This window comes from Telluria sp. AZSoR62, from assembly GCF_058111565.1.
Genome location: NZ_JBYTST010000008.1, coordinates 153214 through 170034, shown reverse-complemented (window position 1 = coordinate 170034; position 16821 = coordinate 153214). Strand labels below are relative to the sequence as shown.

Genomic DNA, 16821 nt, shown 5'->3' with positions numbered 1-16821 from the left:
TATGCCGCCTGCATTGACCGTGCCGGCCCCATGCCCAATACTCGCGGGATGACTGCCATCCCGCGCCTCCTCTTCGCTTTCCTTCCGCTGCTGTGCAGCCTGGCGCATGCCGCCGAACCGGCTGCCTATCTCGGTAAGACGGACTGCCGCATCGCGCCGCTCTTGCCCTCGCCCGTCAATGGCGCCGTGTCCTGGTCCGGCGCCTGCAAGGACGGTCATGCCGACGGCAAGGGCGTGCTCGAATGGCGCGTGGCCGACGAGGGCAAGCGCAAGCTGGAAGCGAACCTGGTGCGCGGCGACGTCGCCGGCGAAGGCACGCTGACCTATCGCGACGGCAGCTACGTCGGCACCTTCAGGCAGGGCCTGCCGCATGGCGCCGGTTTCTTCAAGCTTACCAACGGCGACGGCATGTACGAGGGCGGCGTCGTGAACGGCATGCGCGAAGGCGTCGGCGAGCATGTCGCCCCGGACCGGTCGACCTATGCGGGCCAATGGAAGGCCGGCAAGCGCCACGGGCAGGGCAAGGCAGTGTTTGCGCTGGGCGGCAGCTACGATGGGCAATGGGCCGAGGACCGCTTCCACGGCCAGGGCACGATTACCTACGCCGGCAGCGGGCGCGTGGCCAGCGGCGAATTCCGCGACGGCTATCTCGTCGGCGCCGCGCCGACCCAGGCCGGCTTGCCGGCCGAACGCTTCGCGATCCGGGAAGCGCGGCCGGTCGGATCGATGCTCAGCCGCGACCGGATAACGACCAGGGTGCCGCCGGACGCCACCTGGGAAGCGCTCACCGAGCAGCAGAAGAACGTCGTGCGCGAAGACTACCTCGGCCTGGCGCCGACGGACGAGCCGCCCTACCCGCTCAAGGGCACGCGCGCGATGCAGAACGCCATCTCCCAGATCTACCAGCGCTTCACGGACTATCCCGGCGAGCTGACCTTGTACACACTGATCGGCAAGGATGGCGTGCCCAGGAACGCCACCATGATCGGCGCACCGCATCCGGAACTGGGCCGCCTGGTGGGCACGGTCGCCATGATGCAGCGCTTCAAGCCCGGCATCTGCGACGGCAATCCCTGCGAACTCATTTATCCGATCAAGTTCAAGTTCACGACCACCTACTGACCGGGCGCTGTCAGGACACCCCGGCCTCCAGTAGCGTCACCGTCTGCGCCGCGGTATCGAGCGTGGCGCGCACGCCGATCGGGAGCGTGAACTGGTTGCGGATATGGCCGATCGAGTAGCCCGTCGCCGCCGGTATCGTCAGGCGGTTCAGGTGCTGGGCGAAGGTCTCGTCCAGCGTCAGCGAAGGCCGGTCCGGTTCGGGCTTGCAGTCTTCGCAAATGCCGACCATGACCCCGGCGGCCTTGGCCAGTCCCACCGACAAATCGAGCTGGGTCAGCCAGCGGTCCAGCCGGTAGGGCGCCTCGTCCACCTCCTCCAAAAATAGCAGGCTGTCGCGGAAGTTGGCCGCATACGGCGTGCCGGCGAGCGCCGCCGCCAGCGACAGGTTGCCGCCCATGAGCGGCCCGGTCGCCCTGCCCTGCGTGATGGTGCGGATCCCGTAATGCGGCTCGGCCTGGGCGCGCAGCGCATTTTCCTGCGCCATCGGGATGGTGTAGGTGGCGCGCGGATCGGTGAGCACGGCCAGCATGTGCCCGCGCGAATAGTCCGACAGCGTCGACGAGGCCACCGGGCCGTGGAAGGTCACCAGGCCGGTCTGCTTGTAGATGGCCAGGTGCAGCGCGGTGATGTCCGAGTAGCCGAGCAGGATCTTGGGGTTGCGCCGGATGAGGCCATAGTCCAGCTGCGCCAGCAGCGAGATGCAGCCGGAGCCGCCGCGGATCGGCCAGATCATCTTCACTTCGGGATCGGCGAACATCGCATGCAGGTCGGCCAGGCGCTGCTGCACCGAGCCGGCGTAGTTGCCGTGCACGGCCTGCAGGTAAGCGCCCACTTTCACGCGCAAGCCCAGGGCTTCGATATTACCGACCGCTTTCTCGATGGCGCGCGGGTTGGTGTAGCCGCCCGGCGCGATCAGGCCGACCAGGTCGCCGGGGCGCAGGCGCGGTGGTTTGATGAGCTTCCTGGCGCGTTCACTGGTGGCGGCGCCGGCCAGGCCGGGAGTGGACGCCGCGGCTGCGAGGAGCGCGCCGAAGCCGCGCCGGGTGATATTCATATGGAATGCACTAAACAGTTACCGTCGTTCCGGCGAAGGCCTGAACCGGCCCACAGATCAAATAATCCGTCCAAAGAAAAACGGCCCGCGCCGCGACAGGCTTGCGCCTGTCCCGACAGCGGGCCGCCGCAAACGGACAACTTAGAAGAACTTGTAGGTCGCCATCAGGGTGAACGAGCGGCCGCGCGGGTCGGCCACGCGTGGCTCCCACGAGCTGCCGGCGCCGGTGTTGCTGTCGTAGGTGATCGCGAACGGTGGATCTTCATCCAGCAGGTTCTTGATGCCCGCGGTCAGCGACACGTTCTTGAAGCCGGTGTAGGTGGCCGTCAGGTGGAAGATCGAGTACGCATCGACTTTCGGGTTGTAGTTCGACGGCTTCACCAAACCGTTGGCGACACCCGGCAGCACCTGGTCGGTATAGCCCGAGCGGTAGATGTTCTGCAGCATGCCGCTCCAGTTGCCGTACTTGTAGGTCGCGTAGGCGCTGTGCTTCCACTTCAGGCCCAGGTCGCCGGTGAAGACGAAACGGCCCACTTCGCTGGCGCCGAATGGGGCGTTGGTGGTGGCGCGCGACTTCTTCTCCAGCAGGCGCGAACCGTCGATGCCCACGGTCCAGGTCGAACCGGTGCTGAACTTGCCGTTGGCGCGCGCGCCCACTTCCAGGCCGCGGGTCTGGCGTTCGCCCGCATTGACCCAGCGCTGGTCGATCACGACGATTTCGCCGGCGGCGTTGCGGATGAACTGGTCCTGGAACAGGTTGTAGTTCGCCACCATGGTCGTGATCGGGAACGAGTCGATCGTGTTTTCCTTGCGGATTTCCCACAGGTCGGCGTTCGCGGACAACCAGCTGAACGGCTCGAGCACGATGCCGACGGTGGCCTGCTTGGCCGTTTCCGGACCGAGGTTCGACTTGCCGCCGGTGACGTACACCGGGTTGATCGATTCGCAGCCGGGACGGCTTGCGTCGACCAGGCCGGTCGGGCACTTGGCCGGGTCGACCAGGTCCTTGCCGGCGTACGGCGATTCGGTCAGGCCGTTGAACAGCTGGTTGAACGACGGGGCGCGGAAGCCTTCGTTGTACGAACCGCGGAACAGCACCTGCGGGATCGGCTGGTAGCGGAAGGCGATCTTCGGGTTGGTCGTGCTGCCGATGCCGCTGTAGTTGTCGCGGCGGATGGCGAAGGTCACTTCCAGGTCCTTGATGACCGGCACCAGCAGCTCGGCATAGACGGCCTTGATGTCGCGGTGCACGTTGTCCAGCGCGTTGGCGTCGTCGAAGGGCGCGTTCAGGATCGCCGGACGGGCGGCCGCGGCGCGCTTGTCGCCGTTGAACTTGTACTCTTCGCGGCGCAGGTCGGTGCCGATGGCGGCCATGACCGAACCGGCTGGCAGCTTGAAGATCTCGCCCGACAGCGCAGCATCGACCTGGGTCAGGATGGTCTTGCCGCCGTACAGGGTCACGCCCGCGGCCGAGGTGCTCTTGATCAGGTCGATGGCTTCCTGCGACTGGGCCTGGCCAGGCAGCAGGAAGGGATTGATCTTGCCGGTGCCCAGCGCATTGGCCAGGGCGACGGTGTAGTTGAAGCCGGTGCCCAGCTGCGATTCCGACTCGCTGAAGGCGCGCGAAGCGCCGACACGGTAGTCGAAGCGGTTGCCGAACAGGTTCAGCGGGCCGTCGGCGCCGACCAGGAAGCGTGCTGCCTTGGTCTCGGTGACGATCTCGCGGTTGCCGCAATCCATGCAGCGCCAGCGGTAGGCGATCGGCAGGCCGTTGTTGGCCGCGATGCTCGGGAACTGCTTGACCAGCGCGTTGTACACGGTGCTATAGGCCGCGCCGGTGCTCGGGTAGAACGAGCTGGCCGGGAAGGTCGAGGCGCCCGGCGAAATCTGGTTCGGCGAGAAGCGCTTGGCCACTTCGACGTTCGAGCCCACGCCTTCGATGAAGAACTGGTGCTCGCCCGACTGGAAGGTGGCGCGCGCCAGGGCATTGCTGTTTTTCACAGGCTGCTGCAGCACGGCCGCGCGGCCGGTGTCCCAGGCGCAGCCATAGGCGGCGCCGGCGCTGTTCCACAGCTTCTCGTCGTACGGGCCCATGCCGTCGATGCTGGTGCAGCCCGCGCCGCCCGGCAGGTCGAGGATGCTCACGCCGTTATAGGTGGTGGTGCCGCCGCCCGGGATGGTCGGACCGGTGCCGGTGCGCGACAGCAGGGTCGGCCCGAGGGTGGTGGCAAAGATGTTCGCATGCGGCGAACCGCGGGTATCGACCGACACGCCGCGGTCCGGCTGGAAGGTGTTGACGAAGTCGCGCTGGTCGCCGCGCAGGGCCTTGTTCTGGCTGTGCGCCACGGTGGCCAGCACGTTCCAGCCGTCGGCGTCGAGGTCGCCCCAGCCGCCGGTGAGCGATGCGCGGCCGATCTCGCCGCCGCTTTCCTGGGCGATGTCGGTAAAGGCCTGGGCTTCCAGGCCCTTGTAGTTCTTGCGCAGGATGAAGTTGATCACGCCGCCGATCGCGTCGGTGCCGTAGATCGCGGAGGCGCCGTCCTTGAGCACTTCGACGCGCTCGACTGCCGCCATCGGGATCGAATTCAGGTCGACTGCCGAACCCTTCATGCCGTGGGTCGCCACGCGGCGGCCGTTGAGCAGCACCAGGGTCGAATCCGAGCCCTGGCCGCGCAGATTGGCCGAGGAGGCGCCGTTGTTGCCGCGCTGGGCGCCGGAAGTGACGTCGGCGTTCGAAGCCAGGTTGTCCGAACCGTTGCCGTTGACGTTGAGCGTGGCGATCAGCTGCTCGGCGGTGACGATGCCCTGGTCTTCGAGCTGCTTGCGCGAGATGATCTCGACCGGCAGCGCGCCTTCCTTGGCGATGCGTTTGATGCTACTGCCGGTGATCTCGACACGCTGCATTTTGCCGGTGGCCGGGACGTCCTGGGCCATTGCCGGGCCAACTACCCCGATCAGGGCGATCAAATGGGCAAGCTTCTTTAACTTCACGCGTTTCTCCTAACGTTTTCCCTGGGCGGCCGGGCTGTGATCGCCCGGCACGAGTGTGTAATGTCTTGGCATTACGTTATTTTTCGATTTCAGGGTACGCCTGCTTATTTGGCGCTATCCAATGAAATATCTGGCGGCCAGTATAACTAACAGGAATGTTTTATTTAGGAAAAACTATCGAATTCTAGCGGCTAGCTCGGGCGGAGCGTGCCCTTTGCGCAACATCGACATCGAGGTAGCGCCACTGCGTAAATTCGACCGGATGGCGTTTGTAGTTTTTCAACCACGGATGGCGCAGGTCGCCCGACAGCACATGGGTCAGCGGCACCCAGGGGTTGTAGGCGTGGAGCAACTGGTTCATCTCGAAATACAGCTTCTGGCGCTCGGGGCCGTCCCGCAAGGCACGGGCTTTTTCGTAGCGCGCGTTGTAGGCCGGCAGGTTGAAACGCGCGTAATTGGCGCGCCCGGCGTTGGGGCCGTAGAGCAGCTGGTAGAAGTTGTCGCCGTCCGGGAAGTCGGCGATCCAGTTACTTTCGAACATCTGGACCGTGCCCAGGCGCGAGGCCTTGATGATCTCGGTTTTTTTATCGGACTTGAACACGACGCGTAGTCCGATGGCGTTCAGGCATTTGCGCCACAGCTCGTCGCGCAGGCGCCCGCCCACGGTCGCTTCGCTGTGCATGGTCAGCGTCAGCGGGCGGTTGTCCGGCGTGCGCCGGAACCCGTCCGCATCGCGCCGGTGGTAGCCATGGCGGTCCAGCAGCGCATTGGCAAGCTGGGGATCGTAAGGCACCGGGCTGCGGTAGTTGGGGTCGTAACCGAGCACATTGGGCGGCAGCGGCGATTCGGCCTTGATCGCAAAGCCTTTCTTCAGCAGCGCGATGTCCTCGGCATTGTTGTAGGCCATCGAGATCGCGCGGCGCAGCGCCAGCTTGTCCTTGCCGTAGCCGCCCACGACCGGGTCGGTCATGTTCATCCACATGTAATAGGTCTGCAGCACCGGGAAGCGCGACAGAGTGACGCCGCGCGCCGCCAGCTCGGGCTTGAGCTGGCCGTCGCGCACCACCATGTCGGTCATCGACTCGGGAATCTGCTCGAGGTAGTCGTATTCGGCGTTCAGGAAGCCCAGCATGCGCCCTTGGAATTCCTCGGCGATGCGCACCTCGACGCGGTCCACGCGCGGCAGCCGCTTGCCGTTCAATGCCGCGGCAATGGCCTGGTCTACCGGATCGTTCCCGGGCGTGGCCTGGAACACGGCGGACGAATAGGGATTGGCCGCCAGCACAATGCGGTCGCTGCGCTTCCACTCCTTGATCATGAAGGGGCCGGTGCCGACCGGGTGGTTGCCGGCCTGGCCGGGATAGGCCTCGATCACTTCGCGCGCCACCACGCCGGTGGCGGGGGTGGCGAGATAAAACAGGAAGTTGTTGTCCGGGGCGGTCAAGCGGATGCGCAAGGTGTAGCGCTCTGGCGCCTGCAGGCCGGCGATGGGCGTGTCGACATTGAAGTTCTTGCGCAGCGCCTCGTCGCCCGCGAGCTTGCCCTCGAACATATAGGCCCAGGGCGACTTGAGCGCCGGGTTGTACAGGCGCTTGATGCTGTAGACATAATCCTGCGCCGTCATCTCGCGCTTGATCCCCTTGAAGGCCGGGTCGGGCGTGAAATAGATGCCGGGGCGGATGCGGAAGGTGTAGGTCAGGCCGTCGGCGCTGATCTCCGGCATGCCGGTGGCGGTGTTCGGGCGCAGTGTCGCCGGGCGCGCCAGGTAGTCGTAGCGCAGCAGCGGGTCGAACAGGTTTTCCAGCAGGGACAAGGTAGCGTTGTCCGAAGCCGAAGCCGGGTCCAGGCCGGTCTCGCTGGTGGACAGGAACATGCGCAGGACTTTTTCCTGCGGCTGCGCGCTCGCGCTGCCGGCGCACAGCAGGGACAACACGAAGGCGGCGCTCAGGCGAAGTTTCATGGCTTGACCGGCGTGAGCTCGAGCTCCTGCACCTTCGGTTCGCGTTCGGGCGTGAGCGTGAATGTGACGTTGACCGTACCGCGCTCGCCAACCAGGGGGAAGCTGCCGCGCAGCGCGTTCTCGGCCTTGACCGGGCCGACCAAGGTGATTTTTCCGATCGGGTCGAGCTTGTCGCGCGCATGCACGATCCAGTCTGCGCGCGAGCGGTCGAGGAAGAAGTTGTCGGCCACGATCGCGCTGCCCAGCGACGCATCCCACGACTGCAGCAGTTGCGCCACTTGCAATTGGCGCGTGGCCAGGATGGGCGAGATGGCAACCGGGTGTGGGCCGAGGCCGGCGCGCTCGAGCAGCATGCTCAGCGCCCTGTTGGTGGGTCCGTACACTGGCCCGTAGCGCAGGTTGGTGAAGGCGAATACGCCGACACCGTGGTGGGGCGCGAAGCGGTACTGGCTGCCGAAGCCGGGCAGTCCGCCTGCGTGGCCGACCGTGACGACATCGCGGCTGTCGCGTGTCCAGTCCAGGCCATAGTTATAGAACAGTACCCGCGGATTCGGCGTTTTGCCATCGAGGAGGGTCGATTTGGCGGACAAGGCTTCGAAGACTTGCGGCTGGTGCATCTCGCGCACCGAGGCACGGCGCAGCGGGCCACGCTCCGGGTCGTTGCGGGCCGGCCAGGCGTCCAGGTGGAAGGCGACATAGCGGGCAAAGTCTTCCGCCGTCGTGATCAGGCCGCCCATCGCGGCGCCGTCGCCGTCGGGCAGGATGGGTTCCGCTTCCCAATGGTCGCGCTCCCAGCGGTAACCCAGCGCCAGTTTGCCGGGTGCGGCCTGCGTATATTCCCAGCGCGTGTTGTGCATCCCGAGCGGGCGCAGGATCTGGCGCGTGACGACATCCTGGAAGCGCATCCCGGACACCTTGCTCACCACCTTGCCCAGCATGATGTATCCGAGGTTGCTGTACTCGAAGCCTACGCCGGGCGCGTTGGAGAACGACAGGCCGGCGCCAAACAGCTGCTCGAACCTGGCGTTGGAAAGGGCCATCTGGCGGTCGCCCCAGGGATTGTCCTCGGGCAGGCCGGTGGTCATGGTCATCAGGTGGCGAATCGTCAGCACGGGCGAATCCAGGGTCGGCAGCTGGAGGCGACGCAGTTCGGGCAGATAGTTGGAGACCGGATCGTCGAGGCGCAGCTTGCCCTCGTCACGCAATTTCAAGGCCGCCATCGCCGCGAAGCTCTTGGTCATCGACGCGATGCGGAATTCGGTCGAGCTGGTTGCGGGGATCTTGCGCTCGACATCGGCCACGCCCAGCGCTCCGGTATGCACCAGCTTGCCGTCGAGGACGACGCCATATACCAGGCCGGGGAGGTGCTCCTTGGCGGCCAGCTCCGCATAGAGCTTGTCGATCTCGGGCAGCAGCGCAGCCACGCGCTCGCCACGCGTCGGCGCCTGCGCGTGGGCCGGCGCGGCCACATTGCCGAGCACGAAAACAAGGCTGCAGAAGAGTTGGCGAGAATGGCGATGCATGCTGGGTTTCCCTCGGGGAGCACGGTGTGGAGAAAGATTATGCCCTGATTTTCGTGCCATTCAGAAAACAGAAATGCGGCTTCTCATAACTTTTGAACATGGCGCGGATGCATTCTTTCATCTGTGCAGCTTATTCCCGGCCTATACTCTCGCTGCACAATCGAACGGTATCTCAGCGGCAGCGAACTCATGGCACTCAATTACATCTGGACCGGTTTCTTCCTCGTCGGCTTCATCGCGGCGCTCGCGCAATGGCTGTTCATGGGCGACACCGAGATCTTCAAGCGCATCATCGACGGCACCTTCGACGCGGCCAAGCTGGCGGTGATGGACATCGCCCTGCCGCTGGCCGGCGTGATGACCTTCTGGCTCGGGATCATGAATGTCGGCGAAAAGGCCGGCCTGATCCAGCGCTTCGCCCACCTGATCGCGCCCTTCTTCTCGCGCATCTTCCCCGGCGTGCCGCGCGAGCACCCGGCCAACGGCCACATGGTGATGAACTTCTCGGCCAACATGCTGGGCCTGGACAATGCCGCCACGCCCTTCGGCCTGAAGGCCATGGAAAGCCTGCAGTCGCTGAATCCGACCAAGGACGAGGCGACCGACGCCCAATTGATGTTTTTGGTGATCCAGACCTCGGGCCTGACCATCATCCCGCTGGCCGTGATGGCGCAGCGCGCGGTGCTGGGCGCGGCCAACCCGGCCGACATCTTCATTCCGACCCTGATCGCGACCTATACCGCGACCATCGCCAGCATCATCCTGGTCGGCCTGCGCCAGCGCATCAACCTGCTCAACCCGGTGATCTTCGCCTGGATCGGCGGCACCGCCGCGCTGATCGCCTCGATGGTCTTCAGCTTCACGTATTTCCTCGACAAGGCCGAGATCCAGATGGTCTCGAGCGTGATCGCCAACCTGGTGCTGTTCGGGGTGATCGCCGCCTTCATGACGGCCGCTCTGCGTAAAAGGGTGAACGTGTTCGAGACCTTCATCGAAGGCGCCAAGGCCGGCGTCGAGACCTCGATCAAGATCATTCCCTACCTGGTCGGCATGATTGTCGCCATCAGCGTGGTGCGCAATTCGGGCGTGCTGGGCCTGATCGTGAGCGGCTTCGCCTGGATCTTCAATGCGCTCGGCCTGCAGACCGATTTCGTCGGCGCCCTGCCGACCGCGCTGATGAAGTCGCTCTCGGGCAGCGGCGCGCGCGCCATGATGATCGATGCGATCAAGACCTATGGCGTCGATTCCTTCGTCGGCCGCCTGGCCAGCATCCTGCAGGGCGCATCCGACACCACCTTCTATATCATCGCCCTGTATTTCGGTTCGGTCGGCATCCGCAAGACCCGGTATGCGGTCAGCTACGGCCTGCTGGCCGACCTGATCGGCATCATTGCCGCCATCTTCGTCGCCTATCTCTTCTTCGGTTGAAAGGATTGCCATGCTGCGTCGCCTGACCCTCGCTACCGCCCTGTTTGCCATCCTGGGCGCGGCCCATGCCCAGCTGCCGGCGCCGATCGCGCAGGTGATGGCGCAGCAGGGCCTGCCGGAAGACGCGCTCGGCGTGCTGGTGCTCAAGGGCGATGCGGTCGTGCTCTCGCACGGCGCTGCGCGGCCGATGCAGCCGGCGTCGACGATGAAGCTGGTGACGACCCTGGCCAGCCTGGAGCGGCTCGGTCCCGCTTTTCGCGGCCGCACGGAACTGCGCACCACGGGCGAGATCGACAAGAGCGTCCTGCGCGGGAACCTGATCCTGAAAGGCGGGGCCGATGCGGACCTGTCCGGCGAAGACCTGGAGAACATGCTGCGCGCCCTGCACTACCAGGGCATCCGCCGCATCGAGGGCGACCTGGTGCTGGACCGCCAGCTGTTCCAGCCCGCGCGCACGGACGTGGGCATCCCGCCTTTCGACGAGTCGCCCGAAGCCTATTACAACGTCATTCCCGATGCGCTGCTGGTCAACAAGAACATGCTGCAGCTCGACATGCGCTCGACCAACAAGGCGCTCAAGCTGCAGATGCAGCCGGCGCTGGACCGCGTGACGATCGGGTCAAGCATGACCCTGATCGAGGCCGACTGCTCGACATGGGAGACCGGCTGGAAGCTGCCGGAAGCCGTGCGCCAGAAGGATGGCCGCATCAAGGTGGTCCTGCACGGGACCTTCCCGAAGGATTGCGCCCGCAGCTACAGCATCAACGTGCTCGATCGCGACGACTACATCGACCGCCTGTTCCGCCAGAAGTGGAAGGAACTGGGCGGCAAATTCAGCGGCAAGGTGGTCGACGGCGTAACGCCGCCGGGATCGACCCTGCTGGCCGAGCACACCTCGCGCATGCTGCCCGAGCTGGTGCGCGACACCAACAAACCGTCCGACAACCTGCTGGCGCGCACCCTGTTCCTGAGCCTGGGCAGCCTGCAGGCCGATCCGGCGGCCGGCAGCTTTGCCCTTCCCGCCACCGGCGAGACCACCTTTGCGCGCTCCGACGCCGCGGTGCGCGAATGGATGCGCGGCCACCGCATCGACGATGCCGGTTTCGTGATCGAGAATGGGTCGGGCCTGTCGCGTACGGAGCGTATCTCGGCGCAGCAGATGGCCTATTTGCTGCAGGCCGGCCTGCGCAGCAACTGGGCGCCCGAGTTCCAGGCCAGCATGCCGATCGCGGCCATCGACGGCACCTTGCGCCGGCGCCTGCACGGCACCGCGGCCGCGGGACGCGCGCGCTTGAAAACCGGGACGCTGCGTAATGTGGTGGCGTTGGCGGGCTATGTGCCGGATGCGAGCGGGGTGCCGAACGTGTTCGTCGCGATGGTCAACAGCGAGCTGGCGGGCAATGGGCGTGGGCGTGCGGTGGTGGAGGCGCTGGTCGAGTGGGTGGCGCGCTCGGGAAGCATGCCGGCCGTGGCGGCGCCTGCGGCGCCGTGAAGCGACCGTGGCTGCGCATCACGCGAAGCTCACAAGCCCTTTGCCTTCAAGGCCTCGATCTCGGCATCCCCATCATCCATCAGCCTTAAACCCAGGTCCGCCGTCGACAAGCCCAGGCTGCGCCCCATCGACAGCAACAGGCTCTGCCCCGGCGCCGCCCTATCCGGCATCAGCTGGTAGACCGGATCGGCAAACGCCTCGCCCGGGGTCGTGATTGCCCACCCCATCTCCTTGAACTGCTTGACCACGTCGTCCAGCCACATCGCATTGATCAGGTTATGGTGCAGCAGCAGTACCTGCGGGATGTCCCTGCCCTGCAGGCGGTGGCTGAGCGCGCGGTAAGCAAGCGCGCGCTGGCGAATGTGCGCCAGGTAGGCCTGGCGGATCGGCTCGACGTCGGCCTGCGGGTTCTTGTCCAGCACCTCGACCAGCTTGTCGTTCAGGCGCCAGTCGCTGGTGTCGAGCGTAACGTAGGCGTTGCGCAAGCCCTGCTGGCGCAGGAAAGCGCGCATGCCGTCGCGCTTGTCCTTGGTATTGCCTTCGCGCAGGTAGGTGAAGCGGAACCATTTCTGGTAGCCCGGCAGCGCGGAGATCACGCGGTCGCAGTCGAGCACTTCCTGCTGGTATTGCGCCAGGCTGGTCTTGGCGCTGTCCAGGTCCGGGTGGGTCATCGTGTGGTTGGCGACGGCATGCCCGGCCTGGCCCCAGGCTCGGGCCAGCGCCAGGCCTTCGGGACGGTCGGCGCCATGTGCCACCGTGACGAACAGCGCAGCCTTCACCTTGTGTTTGGCCAGGGCCGACAACATGGCCGCGTTGCGCGCCTGCGGCGACAAGCGCGGCGTCGTGCCCAAGGTGGGGCCGTCGTCGAAGGTAAAGGCGACCGACTGGGCGGCGGCGGGGACGGACAGTAGCAGTGCGAGGAAAGCCGCAGGCAATAACAAGCGCATGGTGGCAGGAAGGAAGATGAAAAGCCGACTATAGCCGGGCAATGCCGGGGTGTCGAAAATATTTACAGTGGGTACCCAGGGTGACGCTAAGTCCTTGATATTGCTGCATGGCACGAGAGTTGCTTTATGTAATTCATTCTTACAAATAACCAACTAGGCCCATCATGAACATCCTGAAAAAACTCTGCGCCATCGTCCTGTTCGCCGGCGCCAGCGCCGCCCAGGCCATCCCGCTGGCCTATACCTTCAACGGCCCCACCTTCACCTACGTGCAGGCGCCCTACACCAGCACCAGCAAGATCACCGGCAAGGTCGGCTTCGATTCGTCGCTGCTCGACGCCAATGGCAACGGCAATGTCTATTCGTACTCGGGCAATTCGAACCCGGGCTTTGCCTGGTCGTTCGAAGATGGCTTCAACCGTTTCGACAACGTCAACACGATCTACAACTTCCATATCAGCCTGCAGTTCACGAATTTCGCCGTGAGCGGCTGGTATCTCGACACCACCTACGGCTGGACCTACAACGATATCTTCGTCGACCAGAGCCACAACCACAGCATGCGTCAGGGCGTGATGTCGTATGGCCCGCAGGTGACCGCAGCCAACTGGAGCAAGGTGCCGGAACCTGGCAGCATCGCGCTGATGGGTCTCGGTATGGCCGGCCTGGCTGGCCTGCGCCGCCGCAAGCTGCGCAAGTAATGAAAGACGCGCCGCGGCCTAGAGCACGCGGCGGAAAGTGCGGCGCACCCGTTCCCGGTCGCCGCAATCGAAATGCCACCACTCGGTATTGATGCCGAGGAAACCCGCCTGCAGCATCCCGGTGCGCAGCAGGCGGCGGTTGGCCACCTGCTGGTCGGTCAGCTGGCCGGCCGCCAGGAAACCTTCTTCCAGCGCCGGATGCGACAGTTCCGTCATGTCGTCGAAACCGGTGCCCATGTCCAGCTCCACGCCCGCTTCGTCCAGCAGGGTGATGTCGAGCGCCATCCCGTACGAATGGATCGAGCCGCGCTCCGGGTTGGCCAGGTACATCTGCAGTCCCGTGCCTTCCAATGCGTGCCACAGCTGTTCCTGCACCCGCTGCGGGCGCAGGGCGTCGAGCACCAGCGCGGTATAGCCGGGGCGCTCCTGCGCCAGCCAGGCCACGACCTGTTCCAGCGCTGCGGCGGCGTCGCGGTGCAGCCAGGCGCAATCAAAGGGCGAGTACAGGTTGCGCCCGACGAAGTTGTTGCTGGTGGCGTAGCGCAGGTCGACGGCGATGCCGTCGATGGTGGAGAGATGGCGGAATTCCGGGCTGCCGGCGATGTCTTCGCTGGCCACGCCCGATTCCAACCCAATACTGGTCATGCACAACCCTTGTCGAGACAGGCGCGCGCGGTCGCGCCGATACAATTGGCCAGCTCGCGCGCCCCGTGCGACAGGGGGGAATGGCTGGCGCTGAGCAAATACAGGTGCACCGGGATCGCCGGCGTCCATGCGCGGCTCTGCACCTTGCCCGGGGTGGCCGAGGCGGCCGTGAACGGGTCGAGCACGGCCATGCCGGCGCCGGCTTCCACCAGCGAGCGGGCGATCTGGTAGGTCTGCACCACGGTATGGTAGACCGGCTGCACGCCTTGCGCTTCGCAGGCCGCGACCACGATCTCGCCGAGCGGGTCGCCGTCGTTCAGGCCGATGAGTTCACCGACCAGGCCTTCGGCGCCGAACGGCAGGGCCAGTTCTTCTTTCGTCCAGGTGCCTGCGGGGGCCATCACGGTCAGGTTGCCGTGGGCGATCGGCTCGGCCACGATGCCGGGATGGCGCGGGTCCTGCAGCGACAGCGCGAGGTCGGCTTCGCCCAGGCGCAGCGCGTTGACGATCTCGCTGGTGTGGTGGGTGCCGAGCTCGCAGCGCGCCATCGGGAAGTCGCGGCGCCAGGCCGACATCGCCTGCGGCAGCACGCTGATGGCGATCGTCGGCGTCGACACCAGGCGCACGGTCTCCACGGCGCGGCCCTTCAGGCTGGCCGCCAGGCGGCGAATGCCCTGCAGGTCGCGGTTGAGCTTTTCGGTTTCCACGAACAGGCGGTGCGCTTCGGGTTTCGGATAGAGCTTGCCGCGCACGCGCTCGAACAGCGGCATGCCCAGCTGCAGCTCGGCGTGCTGCAGCACCTTCGTCACCGCCGGCTGGGAGATGTGGAGAACCTGGGCGGCACCGCTGATGGTACCGACCTGCATGATGGCGTGGAAGACTTCGATATGACGCAGGCGCATCGCTTTATCCTTCAGTAGAGTCTCCGCGCCCGGGGCGCGGATGGGTCGAAGGATACAGGGAAAACCCCGCTGCGGCGACCGTCACGGCGTGACCGGCGCCGCCGGCGCGGCAGGCAGCGTTGCCGGGACCGGCGGGCTGGCCGGGACCGGTTCCGGAACCGGAATCGCCGGACTCGGGACCGGCAGCGGCGCGGCCGGCGCAGGCGTGGTTTCCGGCACCGCCGGGGCCGGCGGGGTGGCCGGCGGCAGCGGCGGCACCGGGCTCGTGATCACCGCCGGCGGCAGCACCGGCAGCGGCGCATTGGCCGGCGTGGTCAGCACTTCCAGCAGCGAGGCGGTTTCGGCGTCGAGATTGCCGGCGATGTCCGCAGGACGGTATTTCATCTGGAAGGCGGACAGCACGGTGCGGGTCTGCTGGTCGAGCAGGCCGCTTTGCACGATGCCGTAGCCATGGGTGGCCAGCTTGCGCTGGAACCAGGCGGCGTCGGGCAGGTAGGCATCGAAGACCGGGCGCACGGCGGCCACGCGGTTGGCGTCCGGCCAGGCGACCAGGCCGGCACGGGCCAGCTGCTGCCACGGGAACAGCGGCCCCGGATCCTGCTTGCGCTGCGGGGCGATGTCGCTGTGGCCCAGCACGTTCTCGGGCGCGATGCCGTGGCGCGCGACGATGTCCTTCACCAGCGCGACCAGGGCGTCGACCTGGGGCTGCGGGAACGGTGCGTACACGCGGCCGGCCGGCGTGTCCTTCCAGCCGGCGTTGACGATCTCGATGCCGATCGAGCTGTTGTTCAGCTGCGTATAGTTCTTCCAGCTCGAGTTGCCGGCATGGTAGGCGGCCCGGCTCTCGTCGACCAGGCGGTAGATCACCGGCTGGGGCGCGTCGGTGAGCAGGTAGTGCGCGCTGACCTGCTGCTCGGTCAGGATCTTGATCGAGAGCGGCGTATCGGCCACCGTGTAGTGCAGCACCAGGAAGCGTGCGCGGCTCGACTGGCCCTTGGCGGTCAAGCTGGTGTCGATCTTCGGGCCCAGGGGTTCGATGGGCGCGGTGGCGCAGCCTGCCAGCAGGGCGAGGATGACGGGGACGATCAGGGTTTTCATCGAGGGTAATCCAGTACGGTTATTGGTTCGGTGCGGCGGCCAGGCGCGCGGCCGCGTAGTGGGCGCGCAAGCCGGTCTGGCTCAGCGTGGCGTCGGGCGGCAGCGCTGCGCGCATGGTTTCGACGATGGCCGGGTGCAGCTCGGCGGCGCGGCCGGCCAGCGCCACCGGGCGCGGCCCGAAGCGGCGGATCAATGCCAGGGCCAGGCGCGCCAGCTCGGTACCGGCTTCGCGCAGGATAGCAGCGGCGGCCGGATCGCGCTCGGCGGTCGCGGCCACCGCGATCGCCAGCTTGCCGACTTCGCCGCGCTCGCGGCCATAGATGAACTGGCGCGAGAACGACCAGTCCGAGCCGCCCACATGCTGGAACACGGCATGCGCCATGGGCGAGTCTTCCCAGGCGCCGGGGCGCTCGTCTTCCAGGCGCCAGATGTGGCGCAGCGCCTCGCGCGCGATCCAGAAGCCGCCGCCGCCATCGTCCAGCACCACACCGCGCCCGCCCGCACGGTGAAAGCCGCCGCGCTCGTCGATGAAGGCGCCGATCGAGCCGGTGCCGGAATACACGAGATAGCCTTCGCCAGGCTGGAAACTGGCCAGGTAGGCGATCTCGATATCGTTGCTGAACACGATGGCGCCCGGGGCCAGGCCGAGCTGGTTGCCCAGCCATTGCTGCAACTGCCCGGCTTCGCCGCCGAAACCAGTCAGGCCGGCGCGCACGGCCACCGGACGCCCTTGCGCCAGCACCGCCTGCGCGATGCCGGCAAAGGCGGCCTGCACGGACGCGCGCCCTTCGGCGCTGCCCATCTGCAGGGCCGACAGGCCCGGCGCCGTGCCTTCGGCGACGATGCGCCCGCCGGGCGCCGCCAGGGCCCAGCGGGTCTGGGTGCCGCCGGCGTCGATGCCCAGGCCCAGACTTTCTTGCTGCTGTTGTTCGGAGGTAGACATAGTCCGCAAGTGTAC

At 66.2% G+C, this 16821-nt stretch carries 12 protein-coding genes and 1 pseudogene; 4 read left to right on the top strand and 9 right to left on the bottom strand.

Going from position 1 to position 16821, the window contains the following annotated elements:
* Window positions 1–30 precede the first annotated feature (30 nt).
* Window positions 31–1122, top strand: a complete 1092-nt coding sequence (locus AC3XQU_RS14335; protein ID WP_489874831.1) for an MORN repeat-containing protein — start codon at window positions 31–33, stop codon at window positions 1120–1122.
* Window positions 1123–1132: 10 nt separating this feature from the next.
* Here the strand turns inward: AC3XQU_RS14335 and AC3XQU_RS14330 are convergent, their stop codons facing one another.
* From AC3XQU_RS14330 to AC3XQU_RS14315, 4 genes are all read right to left on the bottom strand, one after another.
* Complete coding sequence (locus AC3XQU_RS14330) at window positions 1133–2176, bottom strand: S66 peptidase family protein (RefSeq protein ID WP_489874830.1); 1044 nt, start codon at window positions 2174–2176, stop codon at window positions 1133–1135.
* A 141-nt stretch (window positions 2177–2317) separates the two neighbouring features.
* On the bottom strand, window positions 2318–5167 hold the full coding sequence (locus AC3XQU_RS14325; protein WP_489874829.1) for a TonB-dependent receptor domain-containing protein: 2850 nt from the start codon (window positions 5165–5167) through the stop codon (window positions 2318–2320).
* A gap of 184 nt (window positions 5168–5351) precedes the next feature.
* Complete coding sequence (locus AC3XQU_RS14320) at window positions 5352–7127, bottom strand: ABC transporter substrate-binding protein (protein ID WP_489874828.1); 1776 nt, start codon at window positions 7125–7127, stop codon at window positions 5352–5354.
* Window positions 7124–8650 carry a serine hydrolase domain-containing protein gene (locus tag AC3XQU_RS14315; RefSeq protein WP_489874827.1) on the bottom strand — a complete coding sequence of 509 codons (1527 nt, stop codon included), beginning with the start codon at window positions 8648–8650 and terminating at the stop codon, window positions 7124–7126. The genes AC3XQU_RS14320 and AC3XQU_RS14315 overlap by 4 nt, the downstream gene beginning before the upstream one ends.
* Window positions 8651–8839: 189 nt before the next feature.
* On the opposite strand from AC3XQU_RS14315, the gene AC3XQU_RS14310 reads away from it, so the two are divergent.
* Entirely contained in the window at window positions 8840–10078 is a 1239-nt protein-coding gene (locus tag AC3XQU_RS14310) for a nucleoside recognition domain-containing protein (RefSeq protein WP_489874826.1), read from the top strand.
* A 10-nt stretch (window positions 10079–10088) separates the two neighbouring features.
* Window positions 10089–11570 carry a D-alanyl-D-alanine carboxypeptidase/D-alanyl-D-alanine endopeptidase gene (gene dacB / locus AC3XQU_RS14305; protein WP_489874825.1) on the top strand — a complete coding sequence of 494 codons (1482 nt, stop codon included), beginning with the start codon at window positions 10089–10091 and terminating at the stop codon, window positions 11568–11570.
* 29 nt (window positions 11571–11599) lie between these two features.
* Here dacB and AC3XQU_RS14300 read toward each other — a convergent pair whose 3' ends face one another.
* Window positions 11600–12517: a polysaccharide deacetylase family protein gene (locus tag AC3XQU_RS14300; RefSeq protein WP_489874824.1), complete on the bottom strand. Its 918-nt coding sequence runs from the start codon at window positions 12515–12517 to the stop codon at window positions 11600–11602.
* Between the two features lie 164 nt (window positions 12518–12681).
* Between AC3XQU_RS14300 and AC3XQU_RS14295 the strand changes: the two genes are divergently transcribed.
* Entirely contained in the window at window positions 12682–13218 is a 537-nt protein-coding gene (locus AC3XQU_RS14295) for a PEP-CTERM sorting domain-containing protein (protein WP_489874823.1), read from the top strand.
* Between the two features lie 18 nt (window positions 13219–13236).
* Here the strand turns inward: AC3XQU_RS14295 and AC3XQU_RS14290 are convergent, their stop codons facing one another.
* The 4 genes and pseudogenes from AC3XQU_RS14290 to AC3XQU_RS14275 form a co-directional block, all read right to left on the bottom strand.
* Window positions 13237–13863, bottom strand: a complete 627-nt coding sequence (locus AC3XQU_RS14290) for a M15 family metallopeptidase (protein WP_489874822.1) — start codon at window positions 13861–13863, stop codon at window positions 13237–13239.
* Window positions 13860–14765 (bottom strand): LysR family transcriptional regulator, encoded by a 906-nt coding sequence (locus AC3XQU_RS14285; protein ID WP_489874821.1) that lies wholly within the window; start codon window positions 14763–14765, stop codon window positions 13860–13862. The genes AC3XQU_RS14290 and AC3XQU_RS14285 overlap by 4 nt, the downstream gene beginning before the upstream one ends.
* Window positions 14766–15080: 315 nt before the next feature.
* A pseudogene (locus AC3XQU_RS14280) lies at window positions 15081–15863 on the bottom strand (N-acetylmuramoyl-L-alanine amidase); the annotation flags it as partial.
* Window positions 15864–15882: 19 nt separating this feature from the next.
* Window positions 15883–16806 carry an N-acetylglucosamine kinase gene (locus AC3XQU_RS14275; protein WP_489874820.1) on the bottom strand — a complete coding sequence of 308 codons (924 nt, stop codon included), beginning with the start codon at window positions 16804–16806 and terminating at the stop codon, window positions 15883–15885.
* Window positions 16807–16821: the final 15 nt, after the last annotated feature.

Excerpts from the sequence above, each read along its gene's own strand:
- AC3XQU_RS14335 (WP_489874831.1), top strand. The coding sequence starts at position 31 with ATGCCCAATACTCGCGGGATGACTGCCATCCCGCGCCTCCTCTTCGCT.
- AC3XQU_RS14330 (WP_489874830.1), bottom strand. The coding sequence starts at position 2,176 with ATGAATATCACCCGGCGCGGCTTCGGCGCGCTCCTCGCAGCCGCGGCG.
- AC3XQU_RS14320 (WP_489874828.1), bottom strand. The coding sequence starts at position 7,127 with ATGAAACTTCGCCTGAGCGCCGCCTTCGTGTTGTCCCTGCTGTGCGCC.
- AC3XQU_RS14315 (WP_489874827.1), bottom strand. The coding sequence starts at position 8,650 with ATGCATCGCCATTCTCGCCAACTCTTCTGCAGCCTTGTTTTCGTGCTC.
- AC3XQU_RS14310 (WP_489874826.1), top strand. The coding sequence starts at position 8,840 with ATGGCACTCAATTACATCTGGACCGGTTTCTTCCTCGTCGGCTTCATC.
- dacB (WP_489874825.1), top strand. The coding sequence starts at position 10,089 with ATGCTGCGTCGCCTGACCCTCGCTACCGCCCTGTTTGCCATCCTGGGC.
- AC3XQU_RS14300 (WP_489874824.1), bottom strand. The coding sequence starts at position 12,517 with ATGCGCTTGTTATTGCCTGCGGCTTTCCTCGCACTGCTACTGTCCGTC.
- AC3XQU_RS14295 (WP_489874823.1), top strand. The coding sequence starts at position 12,682 with ATGAACATCCTGAAAAAACTCTGCGCCATCGTCCTGTTCGCCGGCGCC.
- AC3XQU_RS14290 (WP_489874822.1), bottom strand. The coding sequence starts at position 13,863 with ATGACCAGTATTGGGTTGGAATCGGGCGTGGCCAGCGAAGACATCGCC.
- AC3XQU_RS14285 (WP_489874821.1), bottom strand. The coding sequence starts at position 14,765 with ATGCGCCTGCGTCATATCGAAGTCTTCCACGCCATCATGCAGGTCGGT.
- AC3XQU_RS14275 (WP_489874820.1), bottom strand. The coding sequence starts at position 16,806 with ATGTCTACCTCCGAACAACAGCAGCAAGAAAGTCTGGGCCTGGGCATC.